Genomic DNA, 22,448 nt, shown 5'->3' on the forward strand with positions numbered 1-22,448 from the left:
GCTTTTAGGCGCGCAGCGCTGGCGGCGCCGTAACGATATCGATTGGTGCACGCGGCCTGGTGGCGTGTGTGCGGTCACGACGGCTGGCCGAATCAGCATGCTGGTCGTGGCTGGGTTGATGGCAACGGCCTGCCAGGCGCAGTCTTCCGAAGTCGGTGGTTGGCGCAGGGTCTCCGACACTGATCTCGAACACCAGTTCCACTTCTCGATGCTGCCGCACGCCGCAGCCACGGGAAGTCGTTGGACCATCTACGACGCCAAGGCGAACAAGGTTGTCTGTTGCCTGTCGGTGGAGGGGGGGGAGGTAAGCGAAAGTGAGTTGCAGGATCGCTTCGACATTCCAGGGCCCTGGATTACTGACTTGACCAATGGTTGGAATCTCGATGCGGCCCCCTATCGCCCGCACGTCCAGTTGTTGAAGGTGCAGGGCGCTATGAGCAGCCATGCCTTCAAGGAGGAACGCGAAGCGGCGGGCGGCCTGTTGCTTCCACCGGATGCGCGGGTGGTGGGTGACCGTCTACTGGAGCTCGCCGGAAAGCGCTACAGGGTTGAGCGTCGGGAGACATCGCTCGGCGATGGGGATGGCGGTGTCCAGACCTACACCTTGAAACCGGCCAAGGGAGGAGCGGCATTGGAGGTCGAGGTTCCGTTCGGAACGTACTAGCCAGGTCGGTTGGAGGCAGAGCAGGCAGACTCCTTCGAGTCCACGCCGTTGCTTCGGCGTTGGCGCGAGGCCGGGCTCGCCGGCCGGAGCGCATGGCATGGCAACCGCTCCACCTTCATGGCATCCTCACGAAACTGATTGGCCTGACGCCATCGATGGATGAACGACATGCAGAACTGGATCGGATGCGCCGCCGGTGGACTGGCGTTGGCTCTCTGCCTGGCTGCGCCGCTGGCGCAGGCCGCTGAGCCGACCTTCGGCGGCTGGCGCAATCTCGGTTCCCGCGATGGTGCCGAGCCTGAATTGCGGGACGTTCCGTTCGCGCTGTTGCCCACGGCCGTGGCCCGCGATGCGCGCTTCTCGATCTACGACCGCGAGAGCAAGCGCGTGGTGTGTTGCCTGCAGGTAGCCAGTGCCGAGCTGGATGACACTGCGCTGCGCAAGGTCTACCAGTTGCCGGAGCAATGGGTGACCGATCTGCGCAATGGCCGTAGTGCGGCACCTCCCTGGCCGACGCGGGTCTACGAAATGCGTCGCACCGATGAACTCGTCGACTACGGTTTCAGTGATGCGCCGGAGGCTTACAGCGATCTGGGCGGGCTGCTGCTTCCGGCCAGCGCACGGCTGCTGCCCGATGGCAGCGTGCAGGCCGGGGCGACCTATCGCCTGCAGTTCCGCAGCACGCCACTGGGTGATGACAGCAGCGCGCTGGACCGCTTCATCCTGCAACCGGTGCAGGACGGGGGCAAGCCGGTGGCGGTGGAAGTCTCCTACGGAACCTATTGATCCGGAACGTTAATCCGGCGTGACGGTGCGGGCGTGCGCCGTGGTTTTCCATCTGCTACCGTCGTCCTACAGGGGAAGGACCTGCCTCCGGCTACCGGGGCAGCAACGGTAGGAACGCCATGGAAGCGATTCGCAACCTCATGGTGCAGGCAGCGGGCCTGGAGGCCGGCAGCCGCCTGTATCGGTTGGATCTACCCGGCACGCCGGCGGTCGTTGTCGACCATTGGCAGGGCCATGATGCCCTGTCGCAAGGGCGGCAGCTGCAGATCGATGTGCTTGCGCTGGACGCGTCGTTGCCACTGGCCGGCTGGCTTGGGCAACCGGCGTGCCTGCATGCACGGCTGGCCGATGGCCGGGACTGGCCGCGCCACGGCGTCATTGCCGATGCGCGATGCGTGGGCAGCGATGGCGGGCTGGCGCGCTACCGGGTCACCCTGCGTGACTGGACCTGGTGGCTCGACCAGGCGCGCCGCAGCCGTGTTTTCCAGGAACAGAGCGTGCGCGACATCCTGGATGCGGTGTTCCAGGCGTACCCCGAACATGCCCATTGGCGCTGGAGCGATGAGGTCGACGGGATGCTGTCCCGCTCACGGCCCCGCAGTTACTGCGTGCAGTACCGCGAGACCGATCTGGCCTTCGTACAGCGGCTGCTGGCCGAAGAAGGGTTGGGCTGGTGCGTGCAGGAGGCGGAGGACGCAACGGCGGGGCATGGCATTTTCCTGTTCGCCGATTCGACCCTGCTGCCGGAAGCCGCCGCGTCGCAGGCAGCCGGTGGCATCCGCTTCCACCGCGCCGATGGCACCGAGCAGAGTGATGGCGTGCAGCAGCTGGGGCAGCTGCGCCGCCTGCAGAGCACCGACGTGCAGCTGCACAGCAGCGACTACCGCAGCGTGCGCTCGCTGGCCGGCCAGCTGCCGGTGCAGGCTGCAGCGCAAGGGGCAAGGGAGGATTACGATCCGGTGGGGGCGCACGCCTTCGCCGATGCGGCCGAGCTGCAGCACCATGCGCGGCTGGTGGTGGAAGCGCTGGACGCGCAGGCCCGCCAGTGGTGCGGGCGCGGCAGCGTCCGCAGCGCCGATGCGGGACAGGCCTGGGTGCTGACCGGCACGCCGGGCGCCTTGCCGACGGAGCTGCTGCTGGTGACGGTCGAGCATGCGGGCGTGAACAATCTGCCGACAGACCTGCGCCATGCACTGGCCGCGGATACGGCGCCCGATCCGTTCGGTACGTTGCTTGGCCAGGCACGTGAGCAGGGCTATGCACAGGATTTCGTCGCCCTGCAGCGGGAGCAGCGCTGGCGCCCGGTGCTGGACGATGGCACCGGTGCCCGGCGCAATCCGCGACCGCTGGCGCCCGGGTACCAGACCGCGATTGTGGTGGCTGGGCAGGGCAGTGACGGCGGTGAACTGCATGCCGATGCGCTGGGACGGATCCGGGTGCGTTTCCATTTCCAGGGCGAGCAGGGTGATGCGGGCAGTGCGTGGCTGCGCGTGGCGCAGCGCTATGCCGGCCCCGGTGTCGGCAGCCAGTTCCTGCCGCGTATCGGCCAGGAAGTGCTGATCGGATTCCTCGAGGGTGACATCGACCGCCCGTTGGTCCTGGGCGCGCTGTACAACGGGCGCGGCGAGGCCGGGGTCGCGCCGACACCGGCCGGGGCGGACGCGGAGCTGGACACCTCGGCCTATGCGCAGGCACGCGATGGAGGGGGCAGCGCGCAGGCCAACCTGGGCGGTGGCCAGGCACCGGCCTGGCATGCGGCGGCGGCGGGCGAAGCGGCGCATCGGAACGCCGGCGCGCTGTGGGGCGTTCAGTCCCGCGAGTGGCAGGGCGAGGGCTGGAACCACCTGCTGTTCGACGACAGCGACCAGCAGCTGGGCGCACAGCTGGCCAGCAGCCAACAGACCACGGCGCTGGCGCTGGGTCATCTGCGGCACCGGGCGGACAACTATCGCGGCAGCCTGCGTGGTACGGGTTTCGAACTGCGCAGTGATGCCTGGGGCAGTGTCCGCGGGCAACGCGGGCTCTGGATGGATGCCTATCAGCATCGTGGCGAGGAGCCGGCTGGAGCCGCCCCGCAGGCCGCGGCGCTGCTGCAGCAGTTGGCGACACTCGCCGAGCGCCAGGCCCGCGCCGCGGCGACCCACCTGACGGTGCAGCCCGCGTCGCATCTCGGGGCGCAGTCGCCACAGCACTCCCGGCTGGATGGTACGCGCGCGCCGCTGCCTGTACTGCTGGCCAGCGTACGCAGCACGGTGCCCGGCGAGACGATGCAGGCGGCGGTCGGCGCCGCCCCTCAACGCAGCGCGGAGGCGGAAGAAGGGTCCGTTCCGCATAGCGGCGACGCGCTGCTTGGCCTCTCTGCCCCCGCCGGCGCGGTGATGGTGGCCGGCCAGGGACTGCAGTGGGCGCAGGGTGAAACCCTGGTGCTGGGCAGTGGCCAGCACAGCGATGCGACGGTCATGGGGCAGGCGCGCTGGCACGGCCGCCAGGCCATCGGTGTGCTCGCCGCAACCCTGCAGGGCGCCGATGCAACGGTGCCTGCCTTGACCATGGCCAGTGCGGAGCAGGTGCTGGATATCAAGGCGCAGCAGGATCGTGTGGGCATGCAGTCGCGGCAGTCGCTGCGCGCAGCCAGCGCCCAGGGCGCTGTTGAACTCGGAGCGGGCCGCACCGTCCATGTGGCCACCTCGGCGGGCGCCAGCATCACCATCAGCGGCAGCAACATCGTCTTCAATGCGCCCGGGCGCATCACGGTGCACGCGGGGCGCAAGTCATTCCTGCCAGGGGGAGGCAGTCGCTACCCGCTGCCGGTGTTCCCGCAGTCCGTGTGCAAGGAATGCCTGCTGCTGGCGGCGCAACGCGCGGCGCCCCTGACGCCGAAGGGAGGCTGAGCGTGACCCGGGACTGGCATTTCCCACCTCTCGCGCTGCCGCCACTGGAAGCGGAAGCGCAGCGCTTCGTGCTGCTGGATGGCGCGCAGTGCGACCAACCCTCGCAGGTGCTGCGTACGCTGCCGTGGACGCCGCTGCGGTTGTTTGATGGCCTGCTGGCCGACGGCAGCGAGGACGCCAGCGTGTTCCTGGTACGGCTGCCGCGTGACATGGACATCGATCGCTTCCTGCAGCGGGCGGCTGCGCAGGCACGCTCGCCGGGCCTGCTCAGCCTGATCGACACGACCCTGACCGCAGAGGCGCTGCAGCAGCGCCTGCAACGGCGCCTGGATGCCAGCTACCCCAACGGCAAGGAGTTCCTGGCGCGCTTCTTCGATGCACGCGTGCTGCCCTGGTGGGTGCAGGTGCTCGATGAGCCGCAGTGCCGTGCATTCCTGGCGCTGGGGGAGCGCTGGTGGTACCTGCGGCACGACCTGCAATGGGCGCACCTGGATCTGCACGACGCCGCGCAGGATCCGCATGAACCACCGTGGGTGCTGGAGGCACCGCAGCGGCGTGCCCTGATCGACGCCAGCTACCCCTATACCCTGATCGACCACTTCCAGCTGACCGACCCCGAGCTGTTGGCGCGCCTGCCACGGGCGCGCTGGTACACCTTCTTTCGGCGCGTGGTGGCGACGGCCGCTGCGGCCGGCATCGAAGACAGCCGCCGCGTGGTGATGGTGGCGACCTGGGCGCTGTTGGCCGGTACGGATCTCGGCGAGGACCCGGCATGGCAGCAGCGCCTGCAGGACTTCGCCAGCGGGCGGCGCAGCGCGGCCGATATCGGCGACGAAGTCTGGCCCCTGGAAGAAAGCTGGGATTGAACGGAGCGGGATCGCGATGATGAGCAACAAGTACCTGTGGTGGAGCATGCTGGCGGTGATCGCCGTGCTGGTGATGGGCGTGGGCTGCAGCCGGGCGATGGCACGCGGCAAGACGCCGATCATGTCGTTGTTTGCGTTCAACTACAGCCCGTACTACCTCGCCGACGTGCGCGTCGATGGGCAGTATCTGGGCGGGCTGGACGGGTACACCAATGGCGGCTCCGGGATGGGCCCGCGGGCGCCGCAGGGCAAGGGGCCGGACAGCGTGCGCGTGCGCTGGATCGAGGCCAATCGCTATGACCTGGCGACCAACCGCTACCTGAGTGAAGGGCACCGCGTGCCACGCGAGGCCGTGGTGCCGCTGAAGACCCCCTATCCGCCGAACCCCTCGACGTTGCTGCTGCATTTCTATCCGGACGGTCATGTCGAGGCCGAGCTGCTGGACAAGGGTGTCAACAAATGGAATATGCGGCGCATGCCAGTGCCGAAGGAGCACAAGGACCATGACCAGTACTGATCCGACCGCGATTCCGGGGCAGGTGGATCTCGAGCCCGGCACTCCCGATCCGGTAGCCCAGGCCGAGGGCACCGCGCGCACGGCGCGGCTGGCCCGCGGCACACGCCCGTTGAGCGATGCCGAGCGTCGCCGCCGCCAGGAAGCGATGTGTAAAACGGTACCCGACAAGGAGGCCGCCACCACGGGTTGTACCCAGAGCCTGCACCTGAGCGTGTTCTTCGACGGCACCGGCAACAATCGCCAGGAGGAACTGGACAAGGACAAGGGAGAGCGGGCCCTTTCCAACATCGCCCGCCTTTACGACGCGCATGTAAGGGATCGACCCAACAGCAAGCGCCAGTACCTGTCCGGTGTGGGGACGCCATGCCCGGAAGTCGGTGACAGCGGTGGCCTGCTGGGACTGTCGATCGGCAAGGGGGGGCGCGAGCGCATCGATTTCGCGCTGCAGGCGCTGGACGAACTGATCGATACCCAGCCGGAGCCGATGCGGATCCTGGTGGTCAGCGTGTCGGTGCTGGGGTTTTCGCGCGGGGCGGCCTCGGCACGGGCGTTCGCCCGCGACCTCGCCGCGCGCTGCCGGCGGCAGGCTGACGGCACCTGGCTGTACCGCGAACGCATCCCCCTGCGGATCGGCTTCATGGGCGTGTTCGACACGGTGTGCTCGGTGTGGCCGAGCCTGGCGGCGGCCGCGGTGAACTACCGCAATGGCCATACCGGCTGGGCCGAAGGCATGGGCGTTCCGGAAATCGTGGAGCAGTCGGTGCACATGACCGCTGCCCATGAACTGCGCGGCCAGTTCCCGCTGGATTCGACCCGCGAGCACGCGCTGTATCCGGCCAACACGGTGGAGATCTGGTTCCCCGGCGTGCATTCGGACGTGGGCGGGGGCTATGACCCCCAGCATCAGGGGCGGCAGAACAGCATCGCGCGCTTTGCACTGAACGAGATGTACGACATGGCGCAGGCCGGTGGTGTGCTGCTGAATCCGATCAGCCTCCTCGAAGATCAGGTCAAGGCCGAGTTCGACAAGCAGGATCCTGAGCTGCAGGCGGTGTTCAACGCCTATCTGCAGGCGGTGCGGGTCAAGCGTGGACGCATGGAAGACGTGCAGGCCTCGCACATGGAGCTCCTGTATCGCTGGCTGCGCGTGCGCGTGGCGCGCGGTGACAAGCTGCCATCGATGCAACGCCTGGCCGCGCGCGAGGATGCGCTGCGTGAACAGGTGCGGACCCTGCGTCGCCGCCAGTCGCAGCTGCCGTCCCCGTGGAGCAATGACAATCTGCATCTGGCCGAGCAGGGCAATGCGGACAGGACCGCCGAGTGGAACCGGGTTTCCGACGAACTGAAAGCCCGCGATGACGAGCTGTCTGCCGTGCGGAAACAACGCCGCGGGCTGGAGAAGGAGAACGACACGATGCTGGGCAAGATCGTCGGGCTGCGCCGGCGCCGTGAACGCGGTGCGACGCTGACGATGGCCGAGCGCGTCACATTGGAGTCGTGGGACAACACCACGCTGCTGCCGCCGGAGGTGGAGACGTTCTTCGATGGCTATGGCCATGACTCGGTGGCGCACTGGTTCATCGGCAACCTGAGCCAGTGGCGCGTGCTGTACTTCGGCGCGACCAAGTACACGCCGGGCAAGGTGGAGGAAAAAGCCGAGGCGCCGGAGGCGCTGCCTGGCTGAGGGCGCAGGCTACACTAGGCGGCGCGGCCGTGGGTCGTGCCATCGATGTGAGTGCCGTGTCCCGTCTGTTGCTGCTGTTGTCCTTGTCCGTTCTGGCTGGCTGTGCCAGTACGCCTCCGCCGCCGGCCCATTCCGATGCGCTGTGGCGGTTGATCGAGCGTGACTGCCGGGGCGCCGAGGGCCCGCGCGGCGACTGCCTGCGCGTGGAGACGGCGGCGGATCGGCGCGATGTGCTGGTCAAGGATGCGCATGGCGACTACCAGTTCCTGTTGATGCCGCTGGACAAGGTCAGCGGGATCGAGAACCGCGGTCTCTACCAGCGGGGGGCACCGAACTACTTCGCGGCGGCCTGGCGGGCGCGCAGCCATACCGAGCAGGCGCTGGGCCAACCGCTGCCGCGCAGCGTCGCCAGCCTGGCACTGAATTCACCGCATGGCCGCTCGCAGCATCAGCTGCATATCCACGTGGATTGCCTGCGTGCCGACGTGCTGCAGGCACTGGAGGCCCATGCCGGTGAGCTGGGCACCCAGTGGGCAGCGCTGCCGGTGCTGCTGCGCGGCCATCAGTACCAGGCACGCCTGCTGCCGGGGGCGGAGCTGACCGCGAATCCGCTCAATCTGCTGGCCCATGACCTCGCAGGCGTGGACGACGTGGGCCAGTGGAGCCTGGTCGTGGCTGGCCGGGATGCAGTGCAGGGTGGCCCCGGCTTCATCCTGCTGGCCACCCGCGTGGACGCCGGCACCGGCAACGAGGCCAGCGCCGAAGAGCTGCAGGACCACGCCTGCTCGGTGCTGACCGGTGCCGGCAACGCGCTGGAGCGGGTGCGCTAGTCCAGCGCCGGATGCTGGCGGCGCCACATCGGCGCGGTCAGTGCCAGCAACTGGCGGTCCTGCCAGCCCTCCAGGCCCAGATGATGGTCGCGCAGCACGCCTTCCTGTTCGAAGCCGAAGGCTCGCAGCGCGTTGGCGAATGGCGCGCTGCAGTCCGGCGGCAGCATCACGAACAGGCGATGCAGGCCGACATCCTCGAACAGGAACGGGCACAGTGCCCGCAGCGCGGCATCGGCATGAGGGTGCCAATGCTGCAGCGACAGCAGTTCGGCGCTGCGCGCGTGCAGCGACTGCAGCCGGATGTGCAGCTGGTCCAGCACCGTGCTGTGTTCATCGTCGAACACCCCCAGCAGCAGCTGGTCGTTGTCCTGCTCCAGGCGGGAACGATGCATGTGGGCGAGAAAGCGGGCTTCCTCGTCGATGCCGCCGGGGTGACGGCGGCCGCGCCGGCGGCGGTCATCGAACAGGCGCCAGCGTGGCAGATCGGTGCGTTGGAACGGACGCAGGGTGACCGGCGCTGCCTGCAACTGCAGCAGGTGGCGGCGCAGCACCGGGCGCAGGGGGGGAAGGGTAGGGGTCGGGTACGAGGTCATCATCCCGGCAACGATGGCCTCGCCTGCAGAGCCAGACCATTCAAAACATTGCAAAAACGGGGCGGGCCTGGGGCCGGGTCTGATTCGGTTCAGGCATAAGCCCATCAGGGCTGGTCATTTCCGTTGAAACCACCCATTCAGGACACTTTCGTTACGGGATCGTTATGTGCCGCACAGGCGGCTGGCCCCGTACCACCACCCACTCCCCCAGGAAGCCCATGTCCGCCTCTCACAAGGCGCTGCGCCCGCGTCCGCTGGTGCTCGCGCTGTCGTCCCTGATGCTGGTCTCGTTGCCGGCCTTCGCGCAGGAAAGCGCACCCACCTCGCTGCAGGAAGTGAAGGTCACCGGCTCGCGCATTCCACGCGCCAGCGTCGAAGGGCCGTCGCCGGTGACGGTGATCAGCCGCGAGCAGATCGACGCGCAGGGCTACCGCAACGCGTTCGATGCGCTGAGCGCGCTGACCGAGAACACCGGCAACGTGCAGGGCGAGGACTTCGGCAACACCTTCACCCCGGCCGCCAACACCATCAACCTGCGCGGGCTGGGCCCGAACCGCACGCTGGTGCTGGTCAACGGCCGCCGCCAGGCCGACTACCCGCTGGCCTACGAGGGCTCGGTGAACGTGGTCAACCTGGCCAACATTCCCAGTGCGCTGATCGAGCGCATTGAGATCCTGGCGGCAGGTGCGTCGGCGGTATACGGCTCCGATGCGATCGCCGGCGTGGTCAACATCATCCTCAAGGACCGCTTTGAGGGCGTGGACGTGAACGTGCGCGCCGGCGGCACCCAGCAGGGCGGCGGTGACAACCAGCGCGTGCAGGTGGTCGGTGGCAGTTCCGGCGAGCGCTGGGAAGGGCTGTTCGGCTTCGAGTTCGACGTGCGCAAGGCGATCCACGCGCGCCAGCGCGACTTCATGGATTCGCTGGACGATGATCCGGCCGGCAAGGCGCCGCAGGCGACTGCGATCGCCTATCGCCGCAATGCCGCCACCGGTCGCAACATCGATCCGGGCGTCACTGGCTGCGACGCGGCGTCGGGCATCTATGGCGGCAGCGTGTTCCGCGCCAACAACCCGCGCCAGGGGTGGTACTGCGGCAGCAACGAGGCCGCCGCCAGCTACTGGACCGTGCAGACCCAGAAGCGCAACCTCAACGGCTATGGCCTGCTGACCTTCCACGTCAACGAGACCACCGATCTGTTCGCCGATCTGGCGGTGGGCAGTGCGCGCATCACCAACAACACCCGTGCGCCTACCTGGACCTCGGCCCGCAACTACTTCTACAACCAGACCACCGGCAACCTGGAAAGCTGGTACCGCCGCTTCGCGCCGGAAGAAATCGGTGGCCTGCCGCGCAACGCGAACCGTTTCCTGGAAAATTCGTGGTCGTTCAATGTCGGCGCGCGTGGCCAGATCGGCGACAGCGGCTGGGACTACGAAGCGGTCTACAGCCGTTCGCGCTACGAGAACCGTACCCGTCGTCCGGTGCTGCTGGCCGGCATCAACGAATACCTGCTTGGCCCGAAGCTGGGCGTACGCAACGGCGTCGAGATCTATGCACCGGACCCGGCACGCCTGTTCAAACCGCTGACGCCGGAGGAGTACCAGGGCCTGTCCGGCTACCAGGAAAGCCGCAACGCGGCGTGGCTGCAGACCTTCAGCGCCAGCGTCAACGGCCGCCTGTTCGCGCTGCCCGGTGGTGACGCTGCGTTGGCAGCGGTGGTCGAAGCCGGCAGCCAGGGCTACCGCAACCGCCCGGACCCGCGGCTGGGAACCGGTGAGTTCTGGAACACCAGCGCCGGTATCGGTGCCGGCGGCGAGCGTGACCGCTACGCCGCGGGCGTGGAACTGCAGCTGCCGCTGCTGCAGTCGCTGACCACCACGCTGGCCGGACGCTATGACCAGTACCGTGCCGGCGGCGAGCACATCGGCAAGGCGACCTGGAGCTTCGGCGTCGAGTTCCGCCCGATCGAGAGCCTGCTGATCCGCGGCTCTGCTGCGACCAGCTTCCGTGCGCCGGACATGAACTACGTGTTCGCTACCGAGACCCGTGGCTACAACCCGGGCATGACCGACTACTGGCGCTGCCGCACCGCCGGCCAGTCGTATGACAACTGCGACTACAACGGCCTGTCGATCGACTACAGCAACCGTGCCAACGCGCAGCTGCAGCCGGAAACGGCCAAGTCGTATGGCTTCGGTGTGGTCTGGTCGCCGCTGGCCGGGCTGGATTTCAGTGCCGACTACTACGACATCCGCATCGACAACGAGGTGACCAGCCTCGATACCAGCCGTATCCTGCGCGACGAGGCCGATTGCCGGCTGGGCCGCACGCTGGGCGGCGAAGCGCGCGATATCGGTTCGCCGCTGTGCCAGGACGCGCTGTCGCGGGTGATCCGCAATCCGTCCAATGCCACCGTGCAGCCGGACCAGGTGACCCGTGTGCTGATCAATCCGATCAATGCGGCCTCCGAATCGGTTCGCGGCCTGGACCTGAAGGGCAACTGGCGTTTCGATGCCGGCCGCTATGGCCGCTTCACCACGCGCCTGGCCTACACCGTGGTGCTGGAGCACAAATACCGACAGTTCTCCGATGATCCGGAGCGTGACATCCGCAATTCGTTGGACGACTACCAGTGGCGCAGCAAGGCCAACGGCAGCATCACCTGGAACCAGGGTGACTGGACCACCACGCTGTACGGCAACCGCTTCGGCTCGCTGCCGAAGACCGATGGCAGTGGCCGCATTGCGCCGTACATGACCTACAACGCCAGCGTGTTCCGCCAGTTCGGCGAGAATCTGTCGGTGGGTGTGATCGTCAACAACCTGCGTGACAGCCGCCCACCGGCGGACAAGAACGGAGGCGGCTGGCCGTTCTATCCGGTCGGCAACTACGATCCGTATGGCCGCCAGTACTGGGTGCAGCTGGACTACCGGTTCCGTTGATCCCGCAGGCGAACGAAAGGCCCGGTATTGCCGGGCTTTTCTTTGTGCAGCGCACCCGTGCAGCCGCTGCGTGCGTGGCATGCTGTGACGCTACCCGGAGGAGGATGCGCATGGATGTCAGGGTGTGGAGCGTGATTGCAGTGCTGGCTGTTACAGGTTGCAGTGGCAAGCAGGCGGCCAGCGTGGACGATGCCACGGAGGTGGCCAATGCCGCGCCTGCGCAGTCTCACGCGCGGGCGGCGGAGCACGCTGGGCCATCGCGCGCGGCAACGGCATCGAGCGCCACGACGGCTGCCGCTGGGCCCGCGCGAACGGAGGGGCACTTCCTCGAGGGCGAGCGCATGCTGCTGAGCGAGGGTGCGGTGTCCGTGCAGAAGAGCGAGGCGCTGCTGGGTTCCGACAAGGCTTTCGCGCAGGCAATCAGCCAGTTCGAGCGCGATGCGGCCGGCCACCCCGAAGTGCAGGACCTGACCCGCCTGTACAGGACGGCCGCCAGCCGTCTCATGGGCCAGGACGGCACGCTGGTGTCCCTTGCCTGCGGCTACAGCCTGTGTGTTGGCGAGATCCGCAGCCGCACCGATGAGGATTTCAGCGCCTGGTCCGAAGCAATCGGCATGGACAAGGCAGCCCCGGTCTACAGCCTTGCCACGGCGCCGATGACATGGGGCAGGGACCAGCACGGTGGGCGTTTCGTGTTCTCGGTGGACCCGGCCGCCAACGGCATGGCGGGCCCGTAGCACCGGCGGATGCCCGGCGCCACGGCGCGTTACGGAAGCGCCTGCAGCAGGTACGACTCGATGACGTAGCTGAAAGGCTGCTGCTGGCGGTCACGCAGCAGGGCGCGCACTTCCAGGATCACGCCGTGGTCGCCTTCCCCGCGTGGCGGCCAGAAGGTCTGGTCGGCCAGGGTCTGGCGCTGGAAGCCCAGCGGACCGACCACGCGACCGAACGGTTCGTCGGTGCTGTCCAGTACCTGGTTCATGGCCGGGCTGAGGTGGCCAGGCAGGTACCAGTTGTCGGCCTCGGACAGCACGCGGCTGCCGCAGACCAGCTGCACGCGGCGATAGCGCAGGTCGGTGCCGGGTTTCGCGCCCAGTGCCTGCAGCACGTCGGCCGGTGCCGTCTTGTCCTGGCCGTGCACGCGCACCGCGCGGACCCGTGCCTGTTCGGCCAGCCCATGTTCGGCGCACCAGTGTTCCAGGGTGGCGGTCGCGCTCTGTCCGGACAGCACGCGCTGGTGCAGGCGCTCGACGAGTGCAGCCGGGGCGATGCGCTGCTGGCCCGGCGGCGACTGCAGCGGCGCAGCGGCCGCAGCATCAGTGGCGGACAGGCTGGCGATCGGCGCGGCGGCGAGCAGGGACGCGGCCTGCCAGCGGCGGAGACGATCGTGGCGGTCGGACGGGCCCATGCGGCATCACAGCGGAAACAGGCGCCTATGGTACCCGTTCAGCGGTGTGCACGGTGTCGCTGCGACCGGCGGTCGCAGGGGCATTCATCGCTCTGGTGAATGCGTGCCATCCAGATATTTCGTTGGCCGATGGTTGTGTCGAGGCGCAGGATGGCGCCAGTCCTGGCTTTCCTGGAGTTCCCGATGACCCTGCAGTTCGTCCACGGTGGCGTTGACCGCGATGGCGCACCGCTGCATTTCCATATCCGTGATGGCCGCATCAGCGGGCTCAATGGCGATGCTGCGCCTGCCGATGAGGCGGAATGCGTCGATCTGAAGGGCTTCGCGGTGCTGCCCGGGCTGGTCGATGGCCACATTCACCTCGACAAGAGCTTCGTCGGCGACCGTTGGCACCCGCATCAGCCGGTGAACAGCCTGCGTGAGCGGCTGGCGGTGGAAAAGGCGGCAGTGGCGGCTGCGGCGCCGATGGTCGATCGTGCCGAGGCGCTGATCCGCCAGTGCAGCGGCTTTGGCACCGTGGCGATGCGCTGCCATGTCGACATCGATGGCAGCACCGGCCTGCGTCATCTGGAAGCGGTGCGCGAGGCCGCACTGCGCTGTGCCGACATCATGCATGTCCAGCTGGTGGCGTTCCCGCAGGCCGGCGTGATGTCCTGCCCGGGTACCGCCGCCGTACTGGAGCAGGCGCTTGCCACTGGCGTGGAGGTGCTCGGTGGCATCGACCCCACCACGCTCGATGGCGATGCCGAAGGCCAGCTGGCGCTGCTGTTCGGCCTGGCCGAGCGCTATGGCGTGCAGCTGGACATTCACCTGCATGAGCCCGGCGAAACCGGCCTGGCCCAGCTGCTGCGCATCGCTGCTCGTACGCGGGCGGCAGGTCTGCAGGGGCGGGTGGCGGTCAGCCATGCCTATTCGCTGGGTGACGTGCCGCTGGCGCGCGCGCTGCAGGTGGGCGAAGCACTGGCCACGGCGGGTGTGGCGATCATGAGCAACGCGCCGGGTGATCATCCGTTCCCGCCGCTGCGCGCGCTGCATGATGCCGGCGTGCGCGTGTTTGCCGGCAACGACAACATCCGTGACTGCTGGTGGCCATATGGCAACGGCGACCTGCTGCAGCGGGCGATGCTGCTGGGCTACCGCTCCGGTTTCCATACCGATGCCGACCTGATGCTGGCGCTGGACATGGTGACCACCCAGGCCGCGCAGGTGATCGGGCTGCCGCAGTACGGTCTTGTGGAAGGGCATCCGGCCACTTTCGTGGCGGCGCGTGCCGATCACGGTCCGGCCGCTGTGGCCGGGGTGCCGGTGGAACGACGCGTAGTGGTCGACGGTCGCTGGCTGTAGATCCACGCCGGGCCAACCCGTGTAGCGCCGAGCCATGCTCGGCGGCCTTTCAGACGTAGTCGTCGGCGCGGGTGGCGACGAACTCTTCCAGCCACGCCAGCAGATGGGCGATGTCGATGACCTCGCCCTGCTCGACGCGCTTGAGCAGCAGCGTGCTGGCGCCGATCTGCAGGCTGCTGTCGGCATAACGCAGCACCGCATCAATGCCCCAGGCATCGGTGACCTGCATCCAGGCCAGGCCCGGCACGCGCTGGGCCAGGGTATCGCCGAATGCCACGCCCAGTGCTTCCCAGCCATCGCAGTCGTTGCGGTCGATCAGCTCGGCATCGACCACGCGCTGCAGCGTGGCGGCCGGCAGCGGCCACTGCACCGGTAGCGTCGGAAAGCCGGCGGCCACGCGCGCAGCGATCAGCGAACGCTGGTGCTGCAGATGTGTCTGCAGGGCAGCGGGCAGGGGATCGAAGCGGGCGGGGATTTCGTCGGACATGGCAAGGCGCCGTGGAGCACGGAAACAACAGGCACTGTAGCCGGCGATGTAGTGCTCTGGTGCGGCAGGTCTGATCAGATATCGATGATCAATGCGCGAGATCCATGCCCGCGCTGGACAATGTGGCTGTCGAGGTTGCCGGCCAGCGGCCGGCACTACCTCTGGTGCGGTGGTCAGTCCGGTTCGCGCTGCACCTGGCGCCACAGCTCGCTGGCCAGCGCACGCACCGCATCATCGGCATCGGCGCGATGCAGCAGGCCGATCTCGTAGTTGTCGATCACCGGCAGCTCGCGCTCGCCATCGATGATGCGGTGATCGCGGGTGACCGCGCGGCGCGGCAGCAGGCTGATGCCGATGCCATCGGCCACCGCGCCCTGGATGCCACTCAGCGACGAACTGGTGAAGGCGATGCGCCAGCGCAGGCCCAGCGCCTCCACGGCGTGGATCATCTCGTCGCGGTACAACCCGCGCGGCGGAAAGGTGACCAGCGGCAACGGGTCCTGCTGCAGGCAGCTGCTGCGCAGGCTGTCGATCCAGTGCATCGGCTCGCGCCGGCAGTGCACCGCCTGGCGCGTGTTGCGGCGTTGCTTGACCAGCACAAGATCCAGCTCGCCGTGGTCGAAGCCGTGCGCCAGGTCGCGGCTGAGACCGCTGCTGATCTCCAGTTTCACCTGTGGGTGGCGGCGGCTGAAAGCGGCCAGCATGCGCGTGGTCTGTGCGTTGACGAAGTCCTCGGGGACACCGATGCGCACCGCGGTTTCCACGGTAGCGCCGGCCAGTGCCTGTGCCATTTCCTCGTTCAGGTCGAGCATGCGCCGCGCGTAGCCGAGCAGGGTATGACCGGCGTCGGTGGGGTGCACGTCGCGGTGGCCGCGCTCGAGCAGGCGATGCCCGGCCAGCTCCTCCAGCCGGCGCACCTTCTGGCTGACCGTGGACTGGGTCGAATGCAGGCGCGTGGCCGCGGTTGTGAAGCTGCCGCAGTCGGCCACCATCACCAGCGCCCGCAGCAGGTCCAGTTCGAACAGGGTTCTATTCGATTTGGCACTGTCTTGCATTTGAACATTTCACTTCTGGATGCCCAGGCCGACTTCTACCATGCAGGGCAGGGGCCGGCAATGCCTGGCCGTTGCTACCGTCGCCCGGCGTTCCGTGGCGACGGCCATGAGGAGACACCGTCATGCGCGTCCATCGTTCCCTTCGCTGGCCCACGCCGTTCACGCGCGTGTTGCTGTTGTGCCTGCTGGCCATGGTCACCCCGGCCTGCACCGCAACGTCCAAAGCCGACGCGGATGCGTGCCTGCGCGATGCCGCCACCCGCGGCGATGCCGAGGCGGTGCGCGGAGCGCTGGAAGACGGCGCCGATCTGGAGGCGCGCGATGGCCAGGGCCGCACCGCGCTGCTGCTGGCCACGCACGGCAACAACGTGGATGCCGCGCGTGAACTGATCGAAGCCGGTGCCGACGTCAATGCCAAGGATGCGCTGCAGGACAGCGCCTATCTGTACGCCGGTGCGCGCGGCCTGGACGAGATCCTGGCGATGACCCTGGCGCATGGCGCCGACCTGCGCAGCACCAACCGCTACGGCGGCACCGCCTTGATTCCCGCCGCCGAGCGCGGCCACGTCGCCACCGTGCGCACGCTGCTGCGTGCCGGCGTCGCTGTGGACCATGTCAACCGCCTGCACTGGACCGCGCTGCTGGAGGCCATCCTGCTCGGCGACGGCGGCGCGCGCCACGTGCAGATCGTGCAGCTGCTGCTGGAGGCCGGCGCCGACCCCGAACTGGCCGACGGCGACGGCGTGACGCCGCTGGCGCACGCGCGCCAGCGCGGCTATACCGGAATTGAAACCCTGCTGCGCCAGCACGGCGCGGCACGCTGAAGACCGTCCCCTTCCACCCTGCACGCTGCGCGTGCCCACCAGGATGCTGTCCATGTTCCGTTCCCGTCCGTTGTCCCTTGCCATCCTCCTTGCGGTGGCCCCGCTGTCGGCCTCGGCCGCCGAGCGCGCTGACCTGTTGATCCGCAATGCCACCGTGGTCGATGTCGAGCACGCCAGCACCCTGGCTGGGCAGAGCGTGGTGATCCGTGGCGAGGACATCGTCGCCGTCGGCCCGGACGCCACGATGCGCAGCCAGTGGAGCGCTGCCCGCCAGATCGATGCCAAGGGCAAGTACCTGATCCCGGGCCTGTGGGACATGCACGTGCATTTCGGCGGTGGCACGGCGCTGATCGAAGAGAACAAGGCGCTGCTGCCGCTATATATCGCGCACGGCATCACCACCGTGCGCGACTGTTCCGGTGACCTGCCCGAGCAGGTGCTGCAGTGGCGCGGCGAGATCGCAAAGGGCACGCTGTTTGGTCCGCGCCTGCTCAGTTCGGGCGCGAAGATCGAAGGCATCAAGCCGGTCTGGAAGGGCACGATCGAGGTGGGGAGCGAGGCTGACTCCGACAAGGCGATCACCCGCCTGCAGCGCGACAAGGTTGATTTCGTGAAGATCACCGACAGCACGCTGAAGCCGGAACTGTTCCTGTACTCGGCCAGTGCTGCGCGCAAGGCCGGCTTCAAGGCCTCGGGGCATATTCCGATGGCACTGACCGTGGAGCAGGCGGTCGATGCCGGCCTGGCCTCGATCGAGCATCTGGATTACGCATTCAAGGCCGGCAGCAAGGACGAAGCGCAGATCGCCGCCGACTTCGGTGCCGGTCGCATCGACCGCGCCGAAGCCAACCGGCGCCTCGACGCCAGCTTCGACCGTGACACGGCGATGCACGCCTACCGCGATTTCGCCAAGCGCGGTGTATTCGTGACCCCGACCCTCAATGGGGGCCGCATCCTCGATTTCCTTGACCAGGATGACCACGCCAACGATCCGTACCTGGCCTACATCGGCCCTGGCCTGCGCGCGACCTACCAGTGGCGCGTGGACCGCGCGGCCAAGGCCACGCCGGCACAGATCGAAGCGCGCCACGCGCAGTACCACCAGGTCGCGGCGGTGCTGCCGATGCTGCAGGAGGCCGGTGTGACGATCATCGCCGGTACCGATGCGGGCTTCCTCAACTCGTTCAACTTCCCGGGCATCGCCCTGCACCAGGAGCTGCAGCTGTTTGTGAAGGAGGGCCTGAGCGCACCGCAGGCGCTGTCGGCCGCAACCCGTTCCGGCCCGGCCTGGTTCGGCCAGATGGACCGTTACGGTGGTGTCGCACAGGGCAAGGCCGCCGATCTGGTGCTGCTGACCGCCAACCCGCTGCAGGACATTGCTGCCACCGAAAAGATCGACAGCGTGATCCTGCGCGGCAACGTGTATGACCGCGCCGCGCTGGACAAGATGCTGGCCGACACCAAGGCCAAGGTCGCAGCGTGGAATGTCGAGGCGGCGAAGACGCAGTGATCGACAGGGTCAGAGCCCTTCCCGGCGGGAAGGGATCCGACCCTATGGCCTTGAACGGAAACCACGCATGGCGTGGATCTATCGTCTCGACCAAGGTCGACACCTACCAACAGCCGCGTGAACCTGTCGAAGGTGGGGCGGTGTCGGAGTGCGGGGTGTCAGCCGCATGGGCCCGAGGCATGCCTCGGCCGGGTTGGGCAGGACGCCCAATCCCGCTTTTGCCGTTGCTGTTGAGGTTGCCGGCCAGCGGCCGGCACTACCGCGGGTGCAGGGCCGCAGGCCCTGCCGAACAACCCCCTAATCGTGACCGCTGTCGTCCAGGCTGATGATCCCGCGCCGCAGCGCCTGGGTGACCGCGTGCGTGCGATCACCCACGCCGAGCTTGTCCATCAGGCTCTTCATGTGCGCTTTCACCGTCTGCTCGGAAATCTGCATGCGCTCGCCGATGCGCTTGTTCGACAGCCCGCTGGCGACGTGCCGCAGCACCTCGGTTTCACGCGGTGACAGCCGATCCTCGACGACATGCGCCGCAATGCTCGCCGCCACCGCTGGCGGAATCGGTGCTCGCCGGCCACCGGCGACGATGCGGATGGTGTCGATCAGTTCGTGACGCAGCATGTCCTTCAGCAGGTAGGCGCTGGCACCGGCCTGCAGCGCGCGGACCGCGCGTACGTCACCACGGTAGGTGGTCAGCACGATGATGCGCGCGCGCGGGTCCATCGCGCGGATCCGTACGATCGCTTCGACGCCATCCAGCCGTGGCATCTGCAGGTCCATCAGCACCACGTCGGGCTGCAGCCGCTGGTAGCAGGCGATGGCTTCCTCGCCATCGGCGGCTTCGCCGAGCAGGCGCAGATCGGGTTGTGCGCCCAGCAGGGCGGCCAGGCCGTCGCGCAGCAGTGGATGGTCGTCGACCACCAGCACGCCGATCGGGGCAGGGGACTCAGTCATGGTTTGCTTTACTCCAGGGCCAGCGCCAGCGCGATGGACGGCGGTGATACAGGCGCCGTGCCGGGACCGCCAGCGCCACTTCGGTGCCCAGGCCGGGCCGGGTCCACAGCTGCAGTTCGGCGCCAAGACGTTGTGCACGTTCACGCATGCCCTGCAGCCCCCAATGGCCGTGGCCGGCGTCTTCATCGGTGATGCCGACGCCATCATCGCGCACGTGCAGCAGGAAGCACCGCGTGCCGTATGACAGCTCCACTTCGATGGCGCTGGCGTTGGCATGGCGCAACGCATTGCGGATGGCTTCGCGTCCGATCAGGAACACTTCTTCGGCGGCATCGGCCTGCAGTGGTGGGGTTGCGCCTTCCACGGTCAGGCGCAGTGGATTGGTGCCATGCCCGGCGTACTCGGCATGCACATCGGCCAGCGCTGAAGCGAGGTCACGGCCGGCGAAGGGACCATCACGCAGTGCGTTGACCCGCTCACGGCCCTCGGCCAGGTTGCGCTCGGCCAGTTGCATCGCCGATTCCAGCTGGCCGCGCACCGTGTCCGGGGTCTGCGGCGACTGGCTGATCGCGTGCAGGCGCAGGATCAGGCCCTGGCTGCCCTGCAGCAGGGTGTCGTGCAGGTCGCGGGCAATGCGTTCGCGTTCGCCGTTGCGCTCCTGCAGGCGTGCGCGGAACAAGGCCGCCAGTTGCCCGCTGCGGATGCGCACCGCCATCACCAGCAGCGCGAGGATCGCGGCTGCGCACAGCAGCTTGAACCACACGGTCTGCATGAAGGTGGGCGCGATGCGGAAGCTGCGGCTGGCAGGCGTAGTGCTCCAGATACCGTCTTCGTTGGCGGCTTCCACCTCGAACCGGTAGTTGCCGGGGGCGAGGTTGGTGTAGTACGCCCGCGTGCTGCTGCCGGCATCCTGCCAGCCGTCGTCAACGCCGGACAGGCGATAGCGGTAGCGGTTGCGCTCCGGACGTGCCAGCGACAGCGCCACGTAGTCGATCTGCAGCTGGCTGGTGCCGGCCGGCAGGCGCAGGCCGTCACGCAGGGGCTCGTGTGCGCTGCCGTACAGCACTTCGCCGATGCGCACGCTGGGCGCCATGGTGTTGATGTGCGAGCGCGTGGTATCCAGCCAGGCCAGGCCCTGGTTGGTGGCCAGCCACAGCAGTCCGTCATCGGCCAGCGCGGCGGTGGCGATCGGCCCGCTCTGCAGGGCGATGCCCGGCATGCCATCCACCGCATCGAACAGGCGTGGCGTCACCGGCTGCCCGGTACGCAGCGCCCGTCGCAGCTGATCGCTCCCCAGCCGGACCAGGCCACGACTGCCATTGAGCCACTGGTGACCGTGCGCATCGGCAACCATGCCGGTGATGCCCTCCAGCACGCCGGCCATGTCGGTGTTGACCGGCATGAAGCGGCCATTGCCGATGCGGGCGGCCAGCCCGGCCTCACCGGCCACCAGCAAAAGATCCTCGTGGTGTAGCAGTGCGGTGACCGGGCCGACCGACAGCCCGTGGTTGGCGTCGAAGGTTTCGATGCGGGTCGCGCCCATGCTGCGCAGCCGGCCGTCGGCATAGCCGAGCAGCAGCTGGCCATTGGCATCCAGCGCCAGTGATGAGCAGGCCTGTTCGGGCAGGCGCGTTTCGCGCTGCCACTGGCCGTGCAGATAATGCAGCACGCCACGTTCACCGGTGCAGACCCAGGCCTGGTCGTCATCGGCGAACAGCAGGGCATGCAGCGGTTGCCCGGTGAAGGGCTCGGGCAGCGGAATCAGCGTGGTGTGGCCAGCCACCGTGCGTGCCAGGTTGACCCAGTCGAACTGCCAGATCGGCGTGGGCGCCAGGCGCGCGGCCGCCTGCAGTTGTGCGGCGCTGCCTTCCAGCAGTGGCCGGCGCAGGTCGTACGGCTTGAGGTCCTCGCCGTAGCCGTACACACGCCCATCGCTGGCCCGCACCAGCGAGCGATAGGGATCACTGGGGCCGACCGCCAGCGTGTGCACGCTGCGCGCGCGGAAGCGGTTGAGGCCGAGATTGGTGCCAACCCAGAGATTGCCTTCGCGGTCGGCGATGATCGGCACGGCCGAGGTGGCGGTCAGCCCGTGCGGCGAATCGAAACGCTCCATGCGCACGGCGCGGCTGCCGTCGAAGGTGATCCGGGCGACACCGCCATGCGGGCTCATCGTGGCCCATAACGCGCCGTCGGCAGTGAACTGCAGGCGTGCGGCGACCAGGTCCGGCAGGCGTCGCGCCTCGCGTTCGCTGTCCGGCAGCAGGCCCTGCGCGTTGGCCAGCGGCGAGGTGCCGCGCACACGGTCGGCCAGCCAGACTTCGCCCTGCGGGCTCTCGGTCAGCGTCGCCATCTGGGATACGGCGATGCCGGTGTCCTCGAAACGCGGCTGGCCTGCAGGGCGCATCCAGATCCTGAGGTCGGCCAGTACCCAGAAGGTGCCGCGGCTGTCGTGCAGCACCCATTGCACGCGGTGTTCCGGCACCCCCGTGCCCGCGGGCAGCGGCTGCCAGCGCTGGCCATCGAACTCGCGCAGCCCTCCATTGATGGCCGCCCACATCCGGCCGTCGCGGTCCTGGCTGAAGTGCGGGACCACGCCAACCGGCACACCCTGGCCGCGGCCGTAGTTGTACAGCTGGCCGCGCGCGAACTGGCTGATGCCTGCCTGGAAGTAGCCGATCCACAGTGCGCCATCGGCGCTGTGTTCCAACGTGACCATGTTGGTGGACGGGTAGCGGGTGCCAGCCGGTGGCGCCTGCCGTTCGAAGCGGCGTCCATCGAAACGGTACAGGCCCGAACCGGTGGCCAGCCACAACAGGCCGTCACGGTCCTGGCTGATGTCCCAGATGTCACCGGGTGCACCCTGGCCGACCCGCCACGCGGTGTGCTCGTAGCCGGGCAACCCGCTGCTCACGGCCGGTCGCTGCACAGCAAGGGCGGGCAGGGCGGTCCACAGCAGCAGGCATGTCAGCAGCGCCGGCAGGCGGCGCAGGAACGAGAAGGGGCGGCCATGCATGGCGCGCATTCTGGCAGGTGCGGGGCAGCTCCGGGTGACCCGATCGGGGTAGGCGCCTGGTGCCGTGGTCGGCTATCACG

At 68.1% G+C, this 22,448-nt stretch carries 18 protein-coding genes; 12 read left to right on the plus strand and 6 right to left on the minus strand.

From position 1 onward, the window contains the following. The first annotated feature begins 97 nt into the window (after positions 1 to 97). From VPH47_RS08420 to VPH47_RS08450, 7 genes are all read left to right on the plus strand, one after another. Positions 98 to 664, plus strand: coding sequence for a hypothetical protein (locus VPH47_RS08420; protein ID WP_368850500.1), 567 nt, complete (start codon positions 98 to 100; stop codon positions 662 to 664). A 168-nt stretch (positions 665 to 832) separates the two neighbouring features. Then, complete coding sequence (locus VPH47_RS08425) at positions 833 to 1,450, plus strand: decarboxylase (protein WP_368850501.1); 618 nt, start codon at positions 833 to 835, stop codon at positions 1,448 to 1,450. Between the two features lie 119 nt (positions 1,451 to 1,569). Next, positions 1,570 to 4,341, plus strand: a complete 2,772-nt coding sequence (locus tag VPH47_RS08430) for a type VI secretion system Vgr family protein (protein WP_368850502.1) — start codon at positions 1,570 to 1,572, stop codon at positions 4,339 to 4,341. 2 nt (positions 4,342 to 4,343) lie between these two features. Then, positions 4,344 to 5,207 carry a DUF4123 domain-containing protein gene (locus VPH47_RS08435; protein ID WP_368850503.1) on the plus strand — a complete coding sequence of 288 codons (864 nt, stop codon included), beginning with the start codon at positions 4,344 to 4,346 and terminating at the stop codon, positions 5,205 to 5,207. Positions 5,208 to 5,226: 19 nt separating this feature from the next. After that, positions 5,227 to 5,724, plus strand: a complete 498-nt coding sequence (locus VPH47_RS08440) for a hypothetical protein (RefSeq protein WP_368850504.1) — start codon at positions 5,227 to 5,229, stop codon at positions 5,722 to 5,724. Further along, positions 5,711 to 7,408 (plus strand): DUF2235 domain-containing protein, encoded by a 1,698-nt coding sequence (locus VPH47_RS08445; protein WP_164161587.1) that lies wholly within the window; start codon positions 5,711 to 5,713, stop codon positions 7,406 to 7,408. Before VPH47_RS08440 ends, VPH47_RS08445 begins: the two co-directional genes overlap by 14 nt. Before the next feature lie 56 nt (positions 7,409 to 7,464). After that, a complete protein-coding gene (locus tag VPH47_RS08450; RefSeq protein WP_197611904.1) occupies positions 7,465 to 8,238 on the plus strand; it encodes a CDP-diacylglycerol diphosphatase in 774 nt (257 codons plus the stop codon). On the opposite strand, the gene VPH47_RS08455 is transcribed toward VPH47_RS08450, so the two are convergent. Further along, positions 8,235 to 8,834 carry a GNAT family N-acetyltransferase gene (locus VPH47_RS08455; RefSeq protein ID WP_197611905.1) on the minus strand — a complete coding sequence of 200 codons (600 nt, stop codon included), beginning with the start codon at positions 8,832 to 8,834 and terminating at the stop codon, positions 8,235 to 8,237. The genes VPH47_RS08450 and VPH47_RS08455 overlap by 4 nt on opposite strands. A gap of 215 nt (positions 8,835 to 9,049) precedes the next feature. Between VPH47_RS08455 and VPH47_RS08460 the strand changes: the two genes are divergently transcribed. Further along, positions 9,050 to 11,776: a TonB-dependent receptor plug domain-containing protein gene (locus VPH47_RS08460; protein WP_368850505.1), complete on the plus strand. Its 2,727-nt coding sequence runs from the start codon at positions 9,050 to 9,052 to the stop codon at positions 11,774 to 11,776. A gap of 110 nt (positions 11,777 to 11,886) precedes the next feature. Beyond that, on the plus strand, positions 11,887 to 12,513 hold the full coding sequence (locus VPH47_RS08465) for a hypothetical protein (RefSeq protein ID WP_368850506.1): 627 nt from the start codon (positions 11,887 to 11,889) through the stop codon (positions 12,511 to 12,513). A 29-nt stretch (positions 12,514 to 12,542) separates the two neighbouring features. Here VPH47_RS08465 and VPH47_RS08470 read toward each other — a convergent pair whose 3' ends face one another. Further along, positions 12,543 to 13,184 (minus strand): hypothetical protein, encoded by a 642-nt coding sequence (locus VPH47_RS08470; RefSeq protein WP_153855572.1) that lies wholly within the window; start codon positions 13,182 to 13,184, stop codon positions 12,543 to 12,545. A 183-nt stretch (positions 13,185 to 13,367) separates the two neighbouring features. Here VPH47_RS08470 and VPH47_RS08475 point away from each other — a divergent pair, with 183 nt between their 5' ends. Further along, positions 13,368 to 14,528: an amidohydrolase family protein gene (locus VPH47_RS08475; protein WP_368850507.1), complete on the plus strand. Its 1,161-nt coding sequence runs from the start codon at positions 13,368 to 13,370 to the stop codon at positions 14,526 to 14,528. A 49-nt stretch (positions 14,529 to 14,577) separates the two neighbouring features. On the opposite strand, the gene VPH47_RS08480 is transcribed toward VPH47_RS08475, so the two are convergent. Together VPH47_RS08480 and VPH47_RS08485 are read right to left on the minus strand one after the other, a co-directional pair. Further along, positions 14,578 to 15,015 carry a DUF3806 domain-containing protein gene (locus tag VPH47_RS08480; protein ID WP_153855570.1) on the minus strand — a complete coding sequence of 146 codons (438 nt, stop codon included), beginning with the start codon at positions 15,013 to 15,015 and terminating at the stop codon, positions 14,578 to 14,580. A 173-nt stretch (positions 15,016 to 15,188) separates the two neighbouring features. After that, complete coding sequence (locus VPH47_RS08485) at positions 15,189 to 16,070, minus strand: LysR substrate-binding domain-containing protein (RefSeq protein WP_110712619.1); 882 nt, start codon at positions 16,068 to 16,070, stop codon at positions 15,189 to 15,191. 122 nt (positions 16,071 to 16,192) lie between these two features. Between VPH47_RS08485 and VPH47_RS08490 the strand changes: the two genes are divergently transcribed. After that, positions 16,193 to 16,894, plus strand: coding sequence for an ankyrin repeat domain-containing protein (locus VPH47_RS08490; protein WP_368850508.1), 702 nt, complete (start codon positions 16,193 to 16,195; stop codon positions 16,892 to 16,894). A 52-nt stretch (positions 16,895 to 16,946) separates the two neighbouring features. Continuing rightward, complete coding sequence (locus VPH47_RS08495) at positions 16,947 to 18,404, plus strand: amidohydrolase family protein (protein WP_368850509.1); 1,458 nt, start codon at positions 16,947 to 16,949, stop codon at positions 18,402 to 18,404. A 297-nt stretch (positions 18,405 to 18,701) separates the two neighbouring features. Here VPH47_RS08495 and VPH47_RS08500 read toward each other — a convergent pair whose 3' ends face one another. Beyond that, positions 18,702 to 19,355, minus strand: a complete 654-nt coding sequence (locus tag VPH47_RS08500; RefSeq protein ID WP_153855567.1) for a response regulator transcription factor — start codon at positions 19,353 to 19,355, stop codon at positions 18,702 to 18,704. Further along, a complete protein-coding gene (locus VPH47_RS08505; RefSeq protein ID WP_368850510.1) occupies positions 19,348 to 22,377 on the minus strand; it encodes a triple tyrosine motif-containing protein in 3,030 nt (1,009 codons plus the stop codon). The genes VPH47_RS08500 and VPH47_RS08505 overlap by 8 nt, the downstream gene beginning before the upstream one ends. Between the last annotated feature and the right edge of the window lie 71 nt (positions 22,378 to 22,448).

This window comes from Stenotrophomonas sp. WED208, from assembly GCF_040984485.1.
GTDB classification, from domain to species: domain Bacteria; phylum Pseudomonadota; class Gammaproteobacteria; order Xanthomonadales; family Xanthomonadaceae; genus Stenotrophomonas; species Stenotrophomonas riyadhensis.

Excerpts from the sequence above, each read along its gene's own strand:
- VPH47_RS08420 (WP_368850500.1), top strand. The coding sequence starts at position 98 with ATGCTGGTCGTGGCTGGGTTGATGGCAACGGCCTGCCAGGCGCAGTCT.
- VPH47_RS08425 (WP_368850501.1), top strand. The coding sequence starts at position 833 with ATGCAGAACTGGATCGGATGCGCCGCCGGTGGACTGGCGTTGGCTCTC.
- VPH47_RS08430 (WP_368850502.1), top strand. The coding sequence starts at position 1,570 with ATGGAAGCGATTCGCAACCTCATGGTGCAGGCAGCGGGCCTGGAGGCC.
- VPH47_RS08440 (WP_368850504.1), top strand. The coding sequence starts at position 5,227 with ATGAGCAACAAGTACCTGTGGTGGAGCATGCTGGCGGTGATCGCCGTG.
- VPH47_RS08445 (WP_164161587.1), top strand. The coding sequence starts at position 5,711 with ATGACCAGTACTGATCCGACCGCGATTCCGGGGCAGGTGGATCTCGAG.
- VPH47_RS08455 (WP_197611905.1), bottom strand. The coding sequence starts at position 8,834 with ATGATGACCTCGTACCCGACCCCTACCCTTCCCCCCCTGCGCCCGGTG.
- VPH47_RS08460 (WP_368850505.1), top strand. The coding sequence starts at position 9,050 with ATGTCCGCCTCTCACAAGGCGCTGCGCCCGCGTCCGCTGGTGCTCGCG.
- VPH47_RS08465 (WP_368850506.1), top strand. The coding sequence starts at position 11,887 with ATGGATGTCAGGGTGTGGAGCGTGATTGCAGTGCTGGCTGTTACAGGT.
- VPH47_RS08470 (WP_153855572.1), bottom strand. The coding sequence starts at position 13,184 with ATGGGCCCGTCCGACCGCCACGATCGTCTCCGCCGCTGGCAGGCCGCG.
- VPH47_RS08475 (WP_368850507.1), top strand. The coding sequence starts at position 13,368 with ATGACCCTGCAGTTCGTCCACGGTGGCGTTGACCGCGATGGCGCACCG.
- VPH47_RS08480 (WP_153855570.1), bottom strand. The coding sequence starts at position 15,015 with ATGTCCGACGAAATCCCCGCCCGCTTCGATCCCCTGCCCGCTGCCCTG.
- VPH47_RS08485 (WP_110712619.1), bottom strand. The coding sequence starts at position 16,070 with ATGCAAGACAGTGCCAAATCGAATAGAACCCTGTTCGAACTGGACCTG.
- VPH47_RS08490 (WP_368850508.1), top strand. The coding sequence starts at position 16,193 with ATGCGCGTCCATCGTTCCCTTCGCTGGCCCACGCCGTTCACGCGCGTG.
- VPH47_RS08495 (WP_368850509.1), top strand. The coding sequence starts at position 16,947 with ATGTTCCGTTCCCGTCCGTTGTCCCTTGCCATCCTCCTTGCGGTGGCC.
- VPH47_RS08500 (WP_153855567.1), bottom strand. The coding sequence starts at position 19,355 with ATGACTGAGTCCCCTGCCCCGATCGGCGTGCTGGTGGTCGACGACCAT.
- VPH47_RS08505 (WP_368850510.1), bottom strand. The coding sequence starts at position 22,377 with ATGCGCGCCATGCATGGCCGCCCCTTCTCGTTCCTGCGCCGCCTGCCG.